The sequence below is a fragment of the Caballeronia sp. INML2 genome (assembly GCF_023631365.1).
In the GTDB taxonomy this organism is placed as follows: domain Bacteria; phylum Pseudomonadota; class Gammaproteobacteria; order Burkholderiales; family Burkholderiaceae; genus Caballeronia; species Caballeronia turbans.
Map to the genome: position 1 here is coordinate 1 of NZ_JALQDH010000123.1, position 18,324 is coordinate 18,324.

General features: G+C 59.8%; 12 protein-coding genes, 3 pseudogenes and 1 other annotated feature. Of the genes and pseudogenes, 13 read left to right on the top strand and 2 right to left on the bottom strand.

The window, feature by feature from the left end; genetic code table 11:
* The first annotated feature begins 781 nt into the window (after window positions 1–781).
* The 8 genes and pseudogenes from NCT32_RS34670 (at window position 782) to NCT32_RS34705 (ending at window position 9,491) form a co-directional block, all read left to right on the top strand.
* The gene (locus NCT32_RS34670; protein WP_250491364.1) at window positions 782–1,126 is read left to right on the top strand and encodes a lipocalin-like domain-containing protein; all 345 of its coding nucleotides are present in this window, start codon (window positions 782–784) and stop codon (window positions 1,124–1,126) included.
* Between the two features lie 554 nt (window positions 1,127–1,680).
* Entirely contained in the window at window positions 1,681–3,168 is a 1,488-nt protein-coding gene (locus tag NCT32_RS34675) for a sialidase family protein (protein WP_250491374.1), read from the top strand.
* A 73-nt stretch (window positions 3,169–3,241) separates the two neighbouring features.
* Window positions 3,242–3,487, top strand: a complete 246-nt coding sequence (locus tag NCT32_RS34680) for a hypothetical protein (protein WP_250491365.1) — start codon at window positions 3,242–3,244, stop codon at window positions 3,485–3,487.
* A pseudogene (locus NCT32_RS34685) lies at window positions 3,376–3,654 on the top strand (efflux RND transporter permease subunit); the annotation flags it as partial. The gene NCT32_RS34680 and the pseudogene NCT32_RS34685, both read left to right, overlap by 112 nt.
* Before the next feature lie 296 nt (window positions 3,655–3,950).
* Window positions 3,951–4,976: an alcohol dehydrogenase AdhP gene (adhP, locus tag NCT32_RS34690; RefSeq protein WP_250491366.1), complete on the top strand. Its 1,026-nt coding sequence runs from the start codon at window positions 3,951–3,953 to the stop codon at window positions 4,974–4,976.
* A 473-nt stretch (window positions 4,977–5,449) separates the two neighbouring features.
* On the top strand, window positions 5,450–7,801 hold the full coding sequence (locus NCT32_RS34695; RefSeq protein WP_250491367.1) for a DUF3141 domain-containing protein: 2,352 nt from the start codon (window positions 5,450–5,452) through the stop codon (window positions 7,799–7,801).
* Between the two features lie 130 nt (window positions 7,802–7,931).
* Window positions 7,932–8,123, top strand: coding sequence for an RNA-binding protein (locus tag NCT32_RS34700; RefSeq protein ID WP_311768214.1), 192 nt, complete (start codon window positions 7,932–7,934; stop codon window positions 8,121–8,123).
* A 122-nt stretch (window positions 8,124–8,245) separates the two neighbouring features.
* A pseudogene (locus NCT32_RS34705) lies at window positions 8,246–9,491 on the top strand (IS3 family transposase).
* Window positions 8,548–8,660, top strand: a sequence feature (AL1L pseudoknot). Its footprint overlaps the pseudogene before it by 113 nt.
* A 137-nt stretch (window positions 9,492–9,628) precedes the next feature.
* Here the strand turns inward: NCT32_RS34705 and NCT32_RS34710 are convergent.
* Window positions 9,629–11,416 (bottom strand): FAD-dependent monooxygenase, encoded by a 1,788-nt coding sequence (locus tag NCT32_RS34710; protein WP_250491368.1) that lies wholly within the window; start codon window positions 11,414–11,416, stop codon window positions 9,629–9,631.
* Window positions 11,417–11,644: 228 nt separating this feature from the next.
* Here NCT32_RS34710 and NCT32_RS34715 point away from each other — a divergent pair, with 228 nt between their 5' ends.
* The 4 genes and pseudogenes from NCT32_RS34715 (at window position 11,645) to NCT32_RS34730 (ending at window position 16,103) form a co-directional block, all read left to right on the top strand.
* Window positions 11,645–12,409 (top strand): TetR/AcrR family transcriptional regulator, encoded by a 765-nt coding sequence (locus NCT32_RS34715; protein ID WP_250491369.1) that lies wholly within the window; start codon window positions 11,645–11,647, stop codon window positions 12,407–12,409.
* Between the two features lie 1,083 nt (window positions 12,410–13,492).
* Window positions 13,493–14,196, top strand: a pseudogene (locus tag NCT32_RS34720) (glutathione S-transferase family protein).
* A 186-nt stretch (window positions 14,197–14,382) separates the two neighbouring features.
* Window positions 14,383–14,640, top strand: coding sequence for a hypothetical protein (locus NCT32_RS34725; RefSeq protein ID WP_250491370.1), 258 nt, complete (start codon window positions 14,383–14,385; stop codon window positions 14,638–14,640).
* A 510-nt stretch (window positions 14,641–15,150) separates the two neighbouring features.
* A protein-coding gene (locus NCT32_RS34730) for an IS5 family transposase (protein ID WP_250491371.1) occupies window positions 15,151–16,103 on the top strand; the annotation gives its coding sequence in 2 pieces (ribosomal slippage) (window positions 15,151–15,805 and window positions 15,805–16,103; 954 coding nt in all).
* A 260-nt stretch (window positions 16,104–16,363) separates the two neighbouring features.
* Here NCT32_RS34730 and NCT32_RS34735 read toward each other — a convergent pair.
* A complete protein-coding gene (locus tag NCT32_RS34735) occupies window positions 16,364–16,996 on the bottom strand; it encodes a TetR/AcrR family transcriptional regulator (RefSeq protein WP_250491372.1) in 633 nt (210 codons plus the stop codon).
* Between the two features lie 127 nt (window positions 16,997–17,123).
* Here NCT32_RS34735 and NCT32_RS34740 point away from each other — a divergent pair, with 127 nt between their 5' ends.
* Entirely contained in the window at window positions 17,124–18,065 is a 942-nt protein-coding gene (locus tag NCT32_RS34740) for a hypothetical protein (RefSeq protein WP_250491373.1), read from the top strand.
* The last annotated feature ends 259 nt before the right edge of the window (window positions 18,066–18,324 follow it).

An 18,324-nucleotide genomic window follows, 5' to 3' on the forward strand; every position in this document is an offset into this window, starting at 1 on the left:
CCGAGAGCAACAAATCAGCACTTGCGAAAGGAGGTAAAAACAAGGATTCTTGATCCCCGTTCGAGCCCCGAAACAGGCGCCTTTCTCTGGCGCCATTACGCCGAAAACACCCGGCTCCTTTACGGCGAAAGGCAACAGCATACAGCCGCGGGGCTCCGCACTGGACTTTCTGTCGTTCTATTTCGATCAGCCGAATGCCGTCATGCTGGCATCCGTGACCGGGACGTCGCCATGTCAAGGCGCATCGGCGCGTGCCCTTTAATGCTGAAGAGAATGCTTGCCTCGACGCAACCAGAGGCCGAGAGATCCGCGAGCGCTGGCGATTTATTTATTCGCTTCTGGAGCAGGAGCGTCGCGCATCTCGCGCGTTTTGGTCCTTTGCTGCAGACAGGTGTTTGTCGCGTAACGGCTTACCACGCGCGGCACAAGCAAGGCCGTCTTTTATACTCCTTACTATGGTACAAACGGTCGTCGGGTACAACCACGGATTCGCAGGGACGTCATCCAACCATAAGAGGTATGCGCGCAGGGGAGAAGAAGGAGTGAGTTGGATCGAACAATGCGACCGATCGTCTTTTATGAAAAGCAAAATCGGGCTCTAGTGGAGAGGCGTGATGAGACAAATGAGGCTTTTTGCCGGTCATGCTTTGGCGGTGTTGCTGGGTATGGCGGTTTCATACACGGATGTGGCCGGTCAAACAGGGACGCTGAAGGAACAGGTCGTCGGAACGTGGGCCTACGTATCGGTTGATACCGTGCCACCGGACGGCAGTCGGCAACCATGTACGGCACCAATCCGCAAGGGCTCGCGGTGTTCGATGGAAGTGGTCACTATATCCTGATGACATCTCGCGCCGATATTGCAAAGTTTGCGTCCGCAAACCGGACGGAGGGCACGCCCGAGGAAAACAAGGCGGTCGTGGAAGGAATGATCGCTCACTTCGGCACCTACACAGTGGACGAGGCCGACAAGACGATCACTTTCCATGTCGCCGCCAGTTCGTTTCCGAACTGGAACGGCGTCGAGCAGAAGCGACCATTCACCGTCAATGGAGACCGACTCAAGTGGACGACGCCGGCTTCGAGCGGCGGTACGGCCGAGGTGGTACTGCGGCGGCTGAGATGATGCGTGCGCGATCAATCAGGCAACATTGGCCATTATAGGAAGGGCGGCAGTGGCGGGATATGCACCCGTGGGCAGTGTATCGGTCGCCCAATCGCTCGGAAAGGCGGGTTGATCACGATGTCGGTGGACGGTACGGAAACCGCGCATGCGCGAGTCTCGTTGGTAATCCGCCTGTAAGGTACTGGACCTGTTACAAAAAAATTAACGCAAGTCTCGCTGCCCGCGACCTACATTCATACGGTATGTTCGTGGTGTCCGGCCTCGCCAGAATGCAGCCCCGTGCAAGTGATGGGCGCAAGGCAGCAAACCTTCAGGAAAGGCTGCTCACTCGTGTTGAAGCCGTGACCGACGCGCTGGCGGTGACCAGCGCTCGCGGCCTGTGGCAGTTGAGCGGTGGCAAGTAGGGCGAGCGAGACATGGCGGAGACAAGGCGCGCCGACGGCAACATCGTTGAACTTTCTGGACGAGGAAGCGCGTTGCTACGCCTGCTGTTTCGCTGCCAGAAAGCGACCGGTCCCGCTGTTTGCGGGTCGCATCTGGATGAGGAGTTTCCCATGCGACGCAGCAAGGCAACCGTACGTCTGATTGGAATTCCGCTTGCTACAGTCCTGGCGACAAGCACCGCCTGGGCTGCCGACCCAATACGGGTCACGGGTGTTCCCCAAAACCCCAACCCCTTTGCCAGTTGCCCTATCGGGGCATCCCCGCAAGGCGGCAGCACTAACTATGTGAACGCCGAGGTCGAACCCTGGCTGGCCGTGAATCCTCACACGGCCGGGAACCTGATCGGGGTGTGGCAGCAGGATCGCTGGTCGGACGGCGGTGCGCACGGTCTGGTTGTCGGCTTCTCGTTCGATGGCGGATCGACATGGGGGACGACGCCCCTGCCCTTTAGCGCCTGTGCACCCGGAGGCCTCCCATACGAACGGGCCACCGACCCCTGGGTGTCGATCGGACCGGATGGCACGGCCTACGCCGTGTCGGTTTCGTTCAACGCGTCGAACAACAATAACGCCGTGGCTGCAGCGGTTTCGACCACTGGCGGCAGGACGTGGAACAACCTGAAGGTCATCATCGCCAACGACGAGCCCGGCGCGCAGTTCTTCAATGACAAGGAGTCGGTGACAGCCGATCCGATCCACGCCGGCACTGCATACGCGGTATGGGACCGGCTCGAGTCGCCGAACGCCAACCCGTATGCAGATATGCACACGCAGGCGTACCGTGGGCCGACGTTGTTCTCGAAGACGGTCAATGGTGGTCAAACCTGGAGCCCGCCAAAGATCATCGTGAACTTTGTTGCCTCGCGGCGGCAGACGATCGGCAACCAGATCGTAGTCGACCCGCGGACCGGCACCCTCTATAACTTCTTCGACCTGATTCAGCCACCCTTTGGCGTCTCGGCCGGCAAGGTTGCATTCATCAAGTCCACTGACCAAGGCGCCAGTTGGACGCAGCCGCAGATCATCGCCGATCTGCGAACCGTTGGGGTGACGGATCCCAACACCGGCGAGCCTCTGCGTACCGGCGACATCATTCCGGAGCCGGCCATTGATCCGTCGACCGGTTACCTCTACGTTGTCTGGCAGGACTCGCGCTTCAGCGGCGGCCAGTTCGACGAGATCGCAATATCAAAGTCCACGGACGGCGGTAGCTCGTGGAGCACACCGAGCCGCGTGAACACGATGACAGGGCGGGCCGCGTTCAATCCGTCGATTCGCGTCAACGCCGTCACCGCCAAAGTGGCCGTCACCTACTACGATTTCCGCGGTCTCGAGGCCGGCAACACCACGTCGTTGCCGACTAGCATCTGGCTCACCACATCGCCGACCGCGGGTGGACCCAGTTTTGTCAGTGAACAGCTTGTTTCCGGTCCCTTCAATATGAGAACGGCCCCGATGTCGAGGGGCTTCTTCGTGGGCGACTATCAGGGGCTCGAGGTACAAGACGCGAAGTTTCTGCCGTTCTTTGTACAAACGAACTCAGGCAACACAACTAATCGAACCGACGTCTTTTTTGCAAGGGAGACACCGGCACAATAGTTGACGCAAATGCGGCCGGAGGGAGGTCAACGCCGGCCGTGCTGCGACTGCACGAAACACCGCGCTTCGCCGAGTGCACCGCTTCGGCGAGGTGGGCAACTTGGTATTGCTTTACGCGCTCGCGCAACAACAGGTAATCCATCACTGTCTGTATTCTGAAAGCAACGGGGACTGGGAAGTGGTGTTGAGCGCGCCGCGCCCGTTCACCGCCGTCGTCGGATTCTGGTCGACCAAATACAAGCCGAAATTGCCCAAGGGCGCGACACTTGGAGCGCGGTCGTCGATGCAGCCGTCCACCGGACCCGTCCTGTGGCGTTGACAGCGGCAGCCACGGTGCTCGCGATGATCCCACTCACGAGGAGCATCTTTTGGGCGCCGATGGCCATCGCCATCATGGGAGGGCTCACCGTTGCCACGCTGCTGACGATTTTCTTCATGCCGGCCCTTTACGCAGCATGGTTCAGGGTCCGGCGTGCACCAGTCTAGGAAGATTGCCGTCGACGAGGTTCCTGGCCGCCGGTTATTCGAGATTGACGGATGCAGGTGGCTAACATACGTAAGGATATCTAAAGTAAGTCGTGTAAGTCGTGTGGAGAGGGATATTGGGTTCGGTGGATGGATGGAAGTAGTGCAAGCGCGAAGACGGTCCCAGATGCGCTGCGCGGTCTCATTGTCGGCAAGACCAAGATTCGACACGAGTTGATCTAACTCAAACGTCTGAACGCGGCCGACACGGAAACTGGTGCACTGGGTGAGAGCCCACAATCACTGAGGAGCGACTGATGGCAAATTACATGAAGGCTGCGGTAGTCCATGCATTTGGCGAGCCGCTTTCTATTGAAGAAGTACCCGTTCCTAACCCTGGCGCGGGCCAAATTTTGGTCAACGTAAAGGCTTCGGGGGTCTGCCACACCGACCTTCATGCCGCGAATGGCGACTGGCCGGTCAGGCCCAGCCTTCCTTTCATTCCAGGACATGAGGGTGTCGGATACGTCGCAGCGGTGGGCGACGGTGTGAAGTACCTTAAGGAAGGCGATCGCGTCGGCGTCCCTTGGCTGTATACCGCTTGTGGCCATTGCGAGTATTGCCAAACCGGCTGGGAGACGCTTTGTGCCGAACAGCAGAACACTGGCTATTCTGTAAACGGCAGCTACGCCGAATATGTGCTGGCAGATCCGGACTACGTTGGTCGACTACCGAACGATGTAGCTTTCGATGAAATCGCGCCCATTTTGTGTGCCGGCGTTACCGTCTACAAGGGAATCCGCGTTACGGACACACGTCCCGGCCAGTGGATCGCGATCTCGGGTATTGGAGGGCTTGGGCACGTCGCCGTGCAATACGCCATCGCGATGGGCTTGCATGTCGTGGCGGTAGACATCGCGCAAGAGAAGTTAGAGCTTGCGCGCAAGCTGGGTGCGCAGATTACGATCGACGCCTCGACCTGCGATCCAGCGAAGGAGGTCCACCAGCAGATCGGCGGTGCGCATGGCGTTCTTGTGACCGCTGTATCGAAGCACGCGTTCGCGCAAGCACTCGGCATGGTGCGCCGCGGCGGTACCGTGGCACTGAACGGATTGCCGCCCGGAGATTTCGCGCTGCCAATCTTTTCTACGGTACTGAACGGCATCACCGTTCGCGGCTCGATCGTCGGAACGCGACGCGACTTACAGGAATCTCTGGACTTCGCCGCTGAAGGAAAAGTCCGCGCGCACATCCATCGCGACAGACTTGAAAACATCAACAAGGTATTCACCGCACTGCGCGGGGGAAAAGTCGACGGTCGCATCGTACTTACTGAGCTCTGAGCGCGCCGTTATCAGCATAGACGGCTTCAAGGTGGGAGCGCAACGGAGTTTGGGGCGATGCTGAACAAGCAGCCTAAACACTGCTGAATTGACGATGGGCGTATAAACGTTACCAACCTTCCTGAAGGACGTGTTCCTGGCCTCGATCCGCTCGGCCGCAGTATCGCAGTTTCCTCGACGAAGATTAGCTCGCCCAGCGTTGCTCTTCAAGCAGGTGCCGGGACGTCAACAGCGTCGTCGCGCAGGCAGATTTACTACGCTGTGTCGAAACGACGCAACCTGTTTCTCGGCCACCATGTCATCGTCCCGGCTTATAATGACTCTATCGTCACGTTTGATAAAGATGTCACGTCGTTGGGTTGTTTGCTCGACGCCGCCCGCAATCTGGCAGGCACACCTAGACTTCGCGGGCAACCAGCAACGGAAAAAGCCATTTATGCCAGGTTAAGTCGCTTCGCTTAAGGAGGTTCGAGATGGACCAGGTAACCCAACCAACACCCAATCGCGAGATTGCAATGAAAATCCTGCGCCTCTTGCACCATCGCCTGGAAGAGGCCCAACAACGGTTCGGGCAGAGGATGAGCGACGCAATCACGGGCGGCGTTGGCACGTCCGCGGCCACGATTCTCAATCCAGCGCAGTTCACACCGTGGGGCGCTTGGTACTATACGGTCGATTTCGCGCAGCGCTCGGTTCTGTTCTGGGATACCTTGCGTCAACGCGGCAACGAGTTCCACGAGCGCAACAAGGCCGGGGTCAAGCCCGCGTTGCATTTCGACTATGACGTCGTGCTCGACGCGAGGCACTTTGAGCGGCCCGTCAACTACGCTCTGCTGTCGATCCGGCCGCCGGAGGGTGTCGTAGTCGACGTGAAGAAGCGCCCCTACCTGATCATCGATCCGCGCGCCGGGCATGGTCCCGGCATCGGCGGCTTCAAGGACGATTCGCAGGTCGGCGTTGCTCTGCGCGCCGGTCATCCCGTTTATTTCGTCGTGTTCTTCCAGGAGCCGGAGCCCGGCCAGACCCTGCTCGACGTGTGCGCGGCCGAGCAGCGGTTCGTACAGAAGGTGCGCGAACTGCATCCAGACAGTCCGAAGCCCGCGATCGTCGGAAACTGCCAGGGCGGCTGGGCCGTGATGATGCTTGCCAGTTCGTCGCCCGAAGACACCGGTCCCATCTTGGTCAACGGCGCGCCTATGTCTTACTGGAGCGGGGCGTGGAGCGAGAATGAGGCGCCCAATCCGATGCGTTATGCGGGAGGCATTCTGGGCGGCACGTGGCTCTCGTCCCTGTCGGCCGATCTTGGCAACGGCAAGTTCGACGGCGCGCATCTCGTGAACAACTTTGAGTATCTGAACCCCGCCAACACCTTCTGGGATAAGTACTACAACGTGTTCGCCAACATCGATACCGAACCAGCGCGCTTTATCGAGTTCGAGCGGTGGTGGGGCAGCTACTACCTGATGAACCGGCAAGAAATCGAGTGGATCACCCATAACCTCTTTATTGGCAATAAGCTGTGGTCCGGCGAAGTGTCCGGCCCGTCTGGCCAATCCTTCGATCTGCGCGCCATCCGCTCGCCGATCATTCTTTTCGCATCGATGGGCGACAACATCACGCCGCCGCAACAGGCGTTCAACTGGGTCGCTGACATGTACAGCAGCACCGAGGAGATCAAGGCGCGCGGCCAGGTCATCGTCGCCCTGATGCACGAGGACGTCGGCCACCTCGGGATCTTCGTTTCCGGCAAGGTGGCGAAGAAGGAGTACACGCAGATCTTCAACGTGCTGGAGACAATCGAGACGCTTGCGCCGGGCCTCTATGGCATGTCGATCAAGGAGGTAAAGGGCGCAGACGGCAAAACCGAATACGAGGTTTCGCTCACCGAACACCGGTTGGAGGAAGCCGTCGAGCATTTCAACGAGTTGCGGCGCGAGGACGAAAAGCCGTTCAAGGCCGTGGCGGCGGTGTCGGAGTTCAACCAGCGGGCCTACGAACTGTTCGTTCAACCCTTTGTGCAGCATGCGTCGAGCGAGACGACCGCGCAGTTGCTGCGCGACTTCCATCCGTTGCGTCTCCAGCGCTGGGCATTCTCGGACCTGAATCCGTGGATGGCCGCGCTTCGTCCGATTGCCGATGCTGTCAAAGCCAGTCGGCAGCCCGCGAGCGACCTCGAACCCTGGCGCAAGGTGGAGCAGCGCGGCTCAGAACTGATCAGCGCCTCGCTCGACCAGTTCCGGGCGGTAAGAGACGCCAGCATCGAAACCCTGTTCTTCTCCATCTACGCGAATCTCTTCGCAATGCACGACCCAGACCGCCTCGGCGAGCAGGGGGCCGGCACGTCCGCCGCCGCCGATCCTCGAAGCCTGCCGTTCGTCCAGGCGGCGCTCGCCTCGCTGACGCAGGGCGGCTACAACGAGGCGGTCGCGCGCACTGCCTTCCTCCTCGCGCCAAAAAGCGAGCCGCTGCCGCTATCGCGCATCGAGACAGTCAAGCAACTGGTCGATGAATATGCCGACTACCTGCCGCATCTGCCCCCTGCCGACTGGCGGCGCATTCGCGGGGAGCAGGAACTCATCGCGACTTTCGAGCCGCAACAGGCTATCCAGACGTTGCCCGATCTGCTCGCCAGCCCGGAAGACCGAAACCGGCTCCTGACCTTGCTCGACAAGCTGCTGGCCGACCGGCGGGTGCTGCGCATCCCGCCGACACCCGCCCAGGAAGAGGCGCTGCGCGCCATCCGGTCAGTGATCGGCGCGACAACCGCAAATGAGTCTCCGACTCCGAAGGGCCGATCACCGCGCGTTCGGGCCTCGGCATCATGAATTGTCCGGGGAAACGCAACGTCGATGGCGGCGTTAACATCATGGCGTGACACGGCACAGGAGAAGGACATTGTGACTGAACTATTGCTGCAAAGAAGACACTGTTTCCGACGAAGAAATCCGGAGGTTTTTGAACCGCTATGGCTTCCCGCCGTTCAATTCCAGCGAGCGCGTGGCAGGTACCGGGATCCGGCCTGCGGCGCTGCTTGCGTTCGATGGCCCGCACGCGCAAGCGCTGCGTCTGCTTCAGGCCAGAATTTACGGCGTATTCTGGAACGACCACGTGATCGAAGCGATCATTGTGCAGCGCCCAGCGGAATGACCGGCATGAGAGGGCGCAGCAATCGGGTGAAGGAGCCGTTTCAAAGAGTGATGTTTACGGGGCGGTCGACAGTGAAGCGCACCGGGTTTTCCGGAGACCTCAACTCCTGAGAGAATGAGGAAATGGAAAACATCGACAAAGCAAAACGGAAGACAGCGCCGAAGTATTCGGCCGAGGTGCGCGAGCGAGCGGTTCGTATGGTGTTCGAGCACCGTTCGGAATACGCCACGCAGTGGGAAGCGATTCAGTCGATCGCCGGGAAGATGGGCTGTTCGCGCGAGACCCTAAGAAATTGGGTCCGTCAAGCTGAGAGCGATCGTGGTGAGCGAGCAGGCCCTGCGAGGCAAGAGGAAGATCGGATCCGCGAGCTTGAACGAGAGGTCCGGGAACTGCGCCAGGCGAACGAGATCCTGCGTAAGGCCTCGGCCTATTTCGCACAGGCGGAGCTCGACCGCCGACCGAAGTGATGATCGCATTCATCGACGATCACCGGTCGGCTTACGCGAGCCGATCTGCAGAGTATTGCCGATCGCCCCGTCGACTTACTACCTGTATGCGTCGCGGCGCGCTGATCCACGTAGGCTGCCAGCGCGGCAACGGCGTGATGTATTGTTGTGTCAGCACATCCGCCGCGTTTGGGAAGAGAACTTTCGCGTGTACGGTGCGCGCAAGATCTGGCGACAGTTGCTGCGCGAAGCATTCAGAATTGCGCGTTGCACCGTTGAACGGTTGATGAGGCGACTGGGCCTGCAGGGTGTACGGCGGGGTAAGTCGATGCGAACCACCGTGCGCGATGAAAACGCGCCTTGTCCGCTTGATCATGTGCAGCGTCAGTTCAAGGCGTCAAAGCCCAACGCACTGTGGGTTTCCGACTTCACCTTTGTCGCGACTTGGCAAGGATTCGCGTATGTTGCCTTCATCGTTGACGTGTTTGCGCGACGCATCGTGGGATGGAGGGTGTCGAGTTCAGCGCGTACCGATTTCGTATTGGATGCGCTGGAGCAAGCACTACACGAGCGCCGACCAGCAGAAGGTAACCGTTTGGTACACCATTCGGATCGCGGGTCGCAATACGTTTCCATTCGATACACGGACCGGCTAGCTGAAGCAGGAATTGAACCGTCAGTCGGCAGCGTAGGCGATTCATACGATAACGCGCTCGCTGAAACGATCAACGGCCTATACAAGGCAGAAGTTATTCATCGCCGTGGCCAGTGGCGTAATGTGCAGGCGGTCGAACTGGCGACGCTTGAATGGGTGAACTGGTTCAATCACCGACGCCTGCTTGAACCTATCGGCAACATCCCACCGGCCGAAGCGGAAGCCCGTTACTATGAGCAACTCGCTGGAGTGCCGATGGCTGCGTAACTCCAGCAAAACGGTCTCCGAGATTCCCGGTGCGCTTCACAACCGAAAACTGTGCAGACGGCCTTGGAGGCCGGTGGCTTTTGCCGTACCGGCTCCAACCTGCCGGAGCCAGTGCGGCGCGTCAGCTTCACCGACGATCATGCCTGCACTCGCAGATCGCGGCTTAGTACCTTGGACAGCGCGTCGGCCAGTGTAGCCGCTGGATCGGCGACGCGCCCCGCACATCGCCAGGCCACCACCCGGTCCGGCCGTACAAGGATGGCACCGAATTCAGAGATGCCGCGAAACTGGGTCCACGCCAGCCGCGGATCGAATGCGTCGCCTTCGAGATGTCCAATGCGCACGGCGTCGATCGGCAGGTCGTTGTCCCTGCTGATGGACCTGGCAGCTTCGCTCCAGTCCTCGCCCTTCTCGCCGGCGATCAGGAGGAATCGGCCCGGAGAAACAAAGTCCTTCAGAGCCCGGCGCTCGCCCGATTCGAGGTCGATCCACGCATGGGGCAGCGGGCAACCCGGACGCGTGCTCGGCTCGTAGAGACGGATTTCGTCAACCGGTTGCGGCTGCGGTGAATCATCCGGAACGATCGCGTTAGACACATACTGGTAGCCATACTCCACATTTAGCTCGTTGGCCTCCATACTGGCCCGCCGGATCGCCTGCAGCGCCTTGCTTCGATGCGCGGCATCGGCGGGCAGTCCGCTTACTACCCGCTTGAGCTGCTGCCAGTTCTCTTCGGCGGTCGACGAAGGACTCAAGCCGAACGCGGCGCCAATCTCAAAGTGCATCACCGCGTTCTCCATGGAACGCTTGATGTTGCGCGCGTCGACGGGCCGGCGCTCGCTCTCGTAGCTGTCGAGTAGCGACTCGTCGGCGTAGCCCTTGAGGACGGCCGCCAGTTTCCAGCAGAGGTTGTGCGCATCCTGGATGCCGCTAGTCAGCCCCAGCCCCCCGGTTGGCGGATGACGGTGCGCAGCATCACCGACGATGAACACCCGGCCGACCCGGAACTTGTCAGCGAGCAAGCCCTCCAGCGTCCAGCGGCTGATCTTGTGGAAGGTGATCGGCCTGCCGCCGAGGCCCAGCGCCGAGCGCATCATCTGCTGGATCTGGGCATCGCTCAGATCGTTCGCCTGATCGATCGGCTGGGTTACGTGCACGACCCACTCCTCGCTCGCCGGCCCCCAGTGGTCCGGTCCCATCGGCACCAGCACGGTCATCTCGCCCAATGCAGGGCTCCAGATCCAGCGGATAAGCACGTCCGGGTCTGTGGCGAGCTGTGACAGGTCCGCCGAGATGTGCGCCGTGATGGAGCGGGCGATCGCACCCAGCCCCTCGAACTGGATTCCCACCTGGCGACCGACCGTTCGGCCTCCGTCGCAGCCCAGCAGGTACTTTGCCCGGACCCGATACTCTTCGCCCGTTTCGTGGTCGCGGATAAAGGCTTCGACGCCCTGTTCGTCCTGTTGCACGCCAAGCAGTTCATGATGGAACCGCACCCGTCCGGCGTTCAGCGCTTCAGCGCGGGCCCTCATGATCGGTTCGAGGCGGATCTGCGGCAGGTTCGCGCTGCGGCAAGCGCTGGCCTGAACCCAGTTTAGGTTCTCGCAGCCGTGGCCCCAAGATTCGACCTTGCCGATCCTGCGCCCATACTCAGGCTCCGGACCACAGAAGCCGGCATACCAGCCCATCGCTTTCATGTTCGCGGCCGGCGTGCTGTGGACGTAGATCTGCTCCGCCACACCCGCGTCGCTAAGGATTTCCATCGTGCGTTGGTTTAGCACATGTGCCTTCGGCAGGACCGAGGTACCGCGCAGAGCGCTGATCAGCAGGCTCTCGATGCCCAGGCCCGCGAGCAACATCGAGGCCGTCAGGCCGGCGCCGCCGCCTCCGACGATCAACACGTCGGTCGTTTCGAGCTTCATCATCCTTATCTCCTTGCATCGGTCATCCATTGCATAGGTGGTCAACATGACTTTTATGAGAGTGGTCTGCTCCCCGCGCAACGGGTGTTCTAGTCGGGACATCATCGCGTCGGCTGCCTCCGAGTGCGCGCGGATGAACGGATTGTAATGAGTACTCTGTCATTATGACAATATAATCGTTTTCACTAGATAGCCGATCGCCAAGTCCATTTCGCGCCATATAATCGCGACATGAGTACAACCACGACCACTGATCATCGGACCCGCGTGGCGGCAGAACGCCGGGAGCGAATGCGCGCAAGATTGATCGAAAGCGCGATGCTGGTTTTTACAGAGAAGGGAGTAGGAGGCAGCGTCATTCAGGAGGTCATCGCAGCAGCGGACGTCTCCCAAGGCACCTTCTACAACTACTTTCGTACGAACGAGGAATTGCTCGCAGCGGTGACGCAGGAGCTGAACGACGAGCTGCTTCGGATCATCGAGTTGGAAGTCGGTTCGTACGACGATCCAGCGCGGCGGATCGCCTGCGGCGTGCTGATGTTCTTACGTGCGGCGCGCACTTATCCGCTGCTTGCAGGCTTCATTTCGGCGGCGGGCTTCCACGCTGCGGGACCGAGCAGCCTGATCTACAGATACCTGCCTGTTCATATCGAACAGGGATTGGCGAACGGGCGCTTTCGAGACGTCACGGTCGAAGTCGCGCTAGATCTGATCGTAGGAACGACGTTGACGACGGTTCAGCGTTTTGCCACCGAAGCCCAGAAGTGTGCATGCCCAGAGCCGGCAGTTGCAGCCGTTCTTCGGAGTCTTGGAGTCAGCCGGTCGGAGGCTCAGGCGCTGGTGCGCACCAAACTGCCGGCGATTGCCGTGCCGGCCAATTCGCTATTAGAGCGCGGACACGCGAGGATGCGAAATCAGGCGCCGCCTCCCGGTGCCCCGCGGGTTAGACCGACAGTCTCCGTCGCCATCCATCGGGGGCATGCGCGCGGTTGTTAGCGCGATGGAACAACGACGGCGAATCGTTCTCGCCGCTGTTTGAGAACGTTTGACGTCAGCTGTGGTCGGTCGACCTGACCGCGGAAGTAGGGAGCCCGCGCGGCATGTCGCGCAGCGCAATTAATCTAAGAATATTGCGCACGTCACATAAATAGTATTGCAATTAGGACCATATCATATGGTAGCGGCCCGCCTGCTCGTCTGAGCGGCGAGATGAAGACGCCGCTTTCTTGTCGTCGTCGAAAACTGCATTTTGTGCTTTCCCTGACTCGGTTGCCGATCCGTCCGTTTCGTCGAGCGTCCTGTCGTTTTTTCCTTGTCGCCTCCCTTCGGCACCGACATCGGTGAAAAGCTGTGGGACGCGCGGTTGTCTGCTGGCGGACAGGCGGCCCAGATGACCTACGAAGCGAACGGCAAGTAATACGGGCTAATCGCGGCGGGCGGCCGCTGCTCGTTCCTGATGTGGCTCGGAGATTCCGTCATCGCAAATGCGCTGCCGGACAAGCATTGACCGCGACTCGCCCCTTGTTCAGTCGATCAGGCGGGCCAATAAACCCTGGCTGGTCGTTGTGCACGTCGAGGATTTTGCTCGACGGGTTCGATCCTTCCGTGTTCGTTTCCCCGACTGATCTCCAATCGAGCGCTTCGCGAGCGGCAGTGTCTTTTCTGTGCTTGCCAATCGGATTCGTTGCGCTGTTTCCGGGCTGATATGTGATTAGCCTCGCTGAGATGACCATTCGTGCGCCTAACTCCGTGCATAGGCAATCGCGTCCTCGCGCGCGTCTAATCCCGCGAGATCGCTGCCTGTGAAGATCTGGCTCTCGCTGCCGTTTTCGCAGGCGTGGTGACTCTCGCGTGCTCAATTCTCTCGCCGTCGGCGCGGCGCAAAGTGCATCGATGTCAAAGGTAGGAAGTCAGGCTCGTGCGAGTGCGCCGGCAACATTCGATCGAGCGCGACGGCGTTCGTGCTCCCTTACGCCACCCTTGCTAAGGACTATTCGTCCTTCTGATCGGCTTTTGCGCATAAAAGATCGTTCGATCTAAAATGACGTGATATCGGCCACGAACACGGAGACCGTCCCCATGATCGAGTTCTACTTTCACCCGACGCCCAATCCCGCGAAGATCGCGCTCTTCCTCGAAGAATCTGGGCTGCCATATGAACTGAAGCCGGTGGACACCAGCAAGGGCGAGCAGCATTCGGCCGAGTTCCGCGCGATCAACCCGAACGGCAAGGTGCCCGCTATCGTGGACATGGAAGGGCCGGGCGGCAAGCCGGCTATTGTGTTCGACTCCACCGCGATCCTTCTTTATCTTGCGGAGAAGACGGGTCAGTTCGCCGGCGCGCCGGAAGATCGCCCCCAGCTTCTTTCGTGGCTGATGTTCGTAGCGAGTGGCCTCGGACCGTATTCCGGACAGGCGGTGCACTCCAGTACGCGGCGCCGGAAGGGCTCGACTATGCGGTGAATCGTTATCGGCGAGAGGCGGATCGTCACTACCAGGTGTTGAACGACAGGCTCAAGGGCCGCGAATACATCGTGGCTGACAGCTATACGATCGCGGACATGTCCGCATGGGGCTGGCTCGATCGGGCATCGCGCGTGTTCAAGTCGAGCGAGGATCCGCTCGGGCCATATCCGGAACTCAAGCGCTGGTTCGCGAAGATCGACGCACGGCCCGCCGTCGAACGCGCGCGCGCCGTGAACAAGAGGCATGCGTTCAAGACGGTCAACGACGATGAGACGAAACGTGCGTTGTTCCCTTCCAACTACCCGAAGACGGCGTGAGAGAAGTGGACCTACAGCATGCCGCGTCCGCATGGTTCGATGAGGAGGCCGCGCTCGACGCTGCCAATGTGCAGCTCTGGTCGCAGGGTTATGAAGCGACCTCCGTCTGCGATCTCGCCACAGCGATGCGCCTCGTGGAGCGAGCCAATACAACGCTTTGGCGACAAGCGCGTGGTACAGGAACGCGTGCTCGAACGACACGTCGAGCGCGGTTTTCGCGACCGCGTGGGGCGTATCGAACATCACATGCGGCCGCGCGGTGCGATCGCCGCGTTCCTCGAAGAGATCTTCCAGTTTTCCGGGAGCGATCCGCACGGCAGGGGATGCCTCATCGTCGATTCGACGAGAGAACTCGCGCCGCGCGGGGACGCGACCACTTTCTGCCGTTCGCCCGAGTCATCGAGCGGCAACTCGAACTGCTGGTCTACTTTGATATCCGCCTGACGGTCAACATGCGGAGATCGGCCTTATCCGACGCTCGCCGCTCATTCCCGCGCGGCTGCAGCGCGCCGCTTTACGGTCATTAGAGATGCGGCGCAGTTGATCGCCGGCGTCGGGGAACATCGAACGAGTCTTGACGGCCAACAACGGCCGGTCGTGAAAGGCCGATTCGGAGTAGCCTACGCTGACCCCCCTAGATACCTCATCGGGCACGAGCGCGCGCTACTACAAGGGAGGTTGGGACGAAGATCGAGGTGACGAAGTCGCCTAGTGAGGATGTTCCGACTGGTACTTTGAGGTCGGGCCGAAGAAGACCGTAGTGCGGCAAATGGAGGGCACGACGCGGGAGTCGTTCGGCAGTCCGACCAGCTGCACCTTGAGGTTGGATTCGGAGGGCTCACAGACAAGCCGTTCGATGCCGCGGCGTTTTCAATTAAGGAACCTCTGCAGAACCTCTGTGCATTCCAGCAGTAAGTAGTACTATCACTTAAGCGACGACTTAGAGGCATCACGATGACGCAGCTTCATCTCGGCTTGAACTTGTCAACCAAGCGAACGCGCAAGCGGGAGTTTTTGGACGAGATGAGACGAGTGGTGCCGTGGTCGAAGTTGATTTCATTGATCGAGCCGCACTATCCGAAGGGGAAGACCGGTCGTCCGCCATTTCCGGTGGCGACGATGCTGCAGATTCATTTCCTGCAACAATGGTTCGGTCTGTCGGATCCTGCGATGGAAGAAGCCCTCTACGATGTCCCACTGTATCGCGAATTCGCGGGCCTCGATGGAGCCATAACCCGCCTCCCAGACGAAACGACCATTCTGCGGTTTAGGCACCTGCTCGAAGCGCACGGTATCGCTGCGCAGATCCTGGCGGTCGTCAGTGAAATATTGAGCAACAAGGGATTGATGCTTAAGGCGGGTTCGGCTGTCGACGCCACGTTGATCGCAGCGCCCAGCTCGACCAAAAACGGCTCAGGCACACGCGACCCCGAGATGCAATCGACCCAGAAGGGGCGTAATTGGTATTTCGGCATGAAAGCGCACGTGGGTGTAGACGCGGAGTCTGGCTTGGTTCACACGGTCATCGGCACAGCGGCCAATGTGCACGACATCAATGCTGCCCATGCGTTGCTGCACGGTGAAGAAAAGGATGTTTATGCCGACGCTGGTATCAAGGCATCGAAAAGCGTGAGCAAACGGGATCGGCTCGATGGCATGTTGCGATGCGGCCCAGCAAGCGAAGGAGCTTGAACTTGAAGGATTCCATCGATGCGATATACGACGAGATCGAACGACTGAAGGCCGGCATTCGCGCCAAGGTCGAGCATCCGTTCCGAATTCTCAAGCGACAATTTGGCTACGTAAAGACGCGATACCGAGGACTGGCGAAGAACACTGCTCAGATCACCACGCTATTTGCGTTGGGCAATTTATGGATGGTGCGCAAAGCGCTGGGCAAAGCGTAAACGATGCCGCGCACGATGAACCTGGCCTCCGCGCGCTCGCCGCGCGTCACAAACTCCGGATCCTATCGACTTCGTCCCCCGACAGACCGTGCGTGGCGCGAAAAGACAAGCTACAACGCGCCCGATTTCATCTTGCTTGCATCCACAGAGGCCGAGGGCATCCAAAACGCTTTGTGCAGAGGTTCCTTAACGAGGTTGCGCGCGACGATTTCGAGAGAGCATGGAAGCCTACTGCCCAGCAACGTCCTTTAACGCCGGCGTCAACATTCTGGCCCCACGTTTCCACGCCGCGGTTGGAGCACCAAGTCGGCCGCTTCCTCAGCATCTTTGAGGAGCGTCCTGCGCGGCATGCCTATCTGCGCACGCATGGTCAGCCCACGCGCTAAATCCGTGACTTGCGTTGCGCGCGCGGCGACGGGAAAGTCAGATGGGATTTCTCCCGCGCTGATTGCGTCCCGGAAACGACCTTCCACCAGCGCGGTGCCACCGGCGGCCGCGTTTTGCAGGAACTGCCGGACCTCGGGGTCGTCCACAAGCGGCGCGACGCATATCAGAAGACAGCCCCGGGCCGACGCTTTCTCGGTCGCACTCTCGACGGCGTACCTCAGAAAGCCCGTGATTGAGTCGCGAAGACCCTGTGGTGAGAGGAGTGCCTTCGCGGCTGATGCGCCCTTCCGTTCTGCGTACGCCTTAAGGACGCGCAAGAATATCGCCCGCTTGTCCCCAAAGACGGCATAAAGGCTCGGCCGTCCCACACCCATCCCGGCGACGAGATCGTCAATCGTCACTCCGTCGTAGCCCTTCGACCAGAACACCTGAATCGCCTTTTCCAGCGCCCCCGTCTCGTCGAAGCTGCGCGGCCGGCCCACCGGCCTAGCGGTATTTTGAATCATTTAGTTCAAAACTCCTTGACGATTTCCGTCGCACCAATTTATAACCGAATAGTTCTAAATTATCAAGCCGATCTTGGCCTCGCAGGGCCTTACGACTCGACCATCACCCTTTAACACGGAGACGCCCATGGAACATTCAATCGCGCTCGTCACCGGCACTACCTCAGGGGTCGGTTATGAGGCAGCCTGCTTGCTCGCCACCAACGGCTACCGGCAAGTCATCCTCACCGGGCGCAGCTTGGCCCGGGTTCAAGAAACGGCCGCTCAGCTCGCGGCTCATCGAGGAACGCAAGGGAGCGAACTTGTCAGGCATCAGTGCGCCGTCTATAACTTCAGGATGCGTGCTTTCTATGAGTGGAAGGTGCAGTTGAAGGGAGGGGCTCTGTCACTGTCACGGCTTGCATGGATTCTTTCCTTTGGAACGGTTTTTCTGGCTAGCTGTGGCGGTCCGGGTACCATGCTGAACGCCCGAGTCGCAGCGCCGAATATTTCTGTTCTTTCGGCGACAACCGACTCGCTGGCGTCGCCACACCTCAACTGGGAGGTGCTGGACTTGACCCCCAGCTCTTCGCAACCGGTCTTGAGCCCGTCGGGATTGTTTCCGGGCGACTTTTCAACGGCGGTAATCGGATCTCACGTGTTTTTGGTCAAACTGCATGCCGGCAGCCCGCAGGGCGTGGGCAACCTGACACTGGGTGGCAGCATTCGCGAGGTCCAGTGTGGGTATTTTTACACTGCGACATCTCCCGGGTCCGCTGTACCACTTCGGCATGCGGTTCCCGTAGGCCACCCGGTCAGCCGTCTTCTCGAGGGCGATTTCCAGACCGAGGCCCTAGGCGAGATGTCGACGCTCGCCTATATCGTTGTCGAGTTCAACAGCCAGATGCCACCCGCGAACAATGACCGCCAAATCTGTCCAATGGCGTACACGGGTCCCCTGGTCTCATCCGAACTGCATATGGGCGTAACGTTCAACGGTACGCTGAGGCTGTGGGGCATGGCGTCGACGCGCGCCGATGCCGCTCGACGATCAACTGTATGGTTGACCATACAGGTCCTTCCGGAATAGACACCAGCCGAGGGCATTTGCGTTTTGATAACGCGAAGAGATGCGGTTTTCGACCGAAGACTCGTCTCGGCCAGGAGCCGCCAGTTGAGGCGTCTATTCACTTGGTATGACCGAGGTCTCGTCCGTGCCCGCGCAATGGCCGGTTTCCGGCGAGAAAATTGACAGCGCTGTTGGCTCAAGCCGGCCCAGATTGTGTCAAAACGCATTTTTGGAGCGCTAAAATTTTGCTATCCGACGGCGGAGGACAAGCAAAATGAAG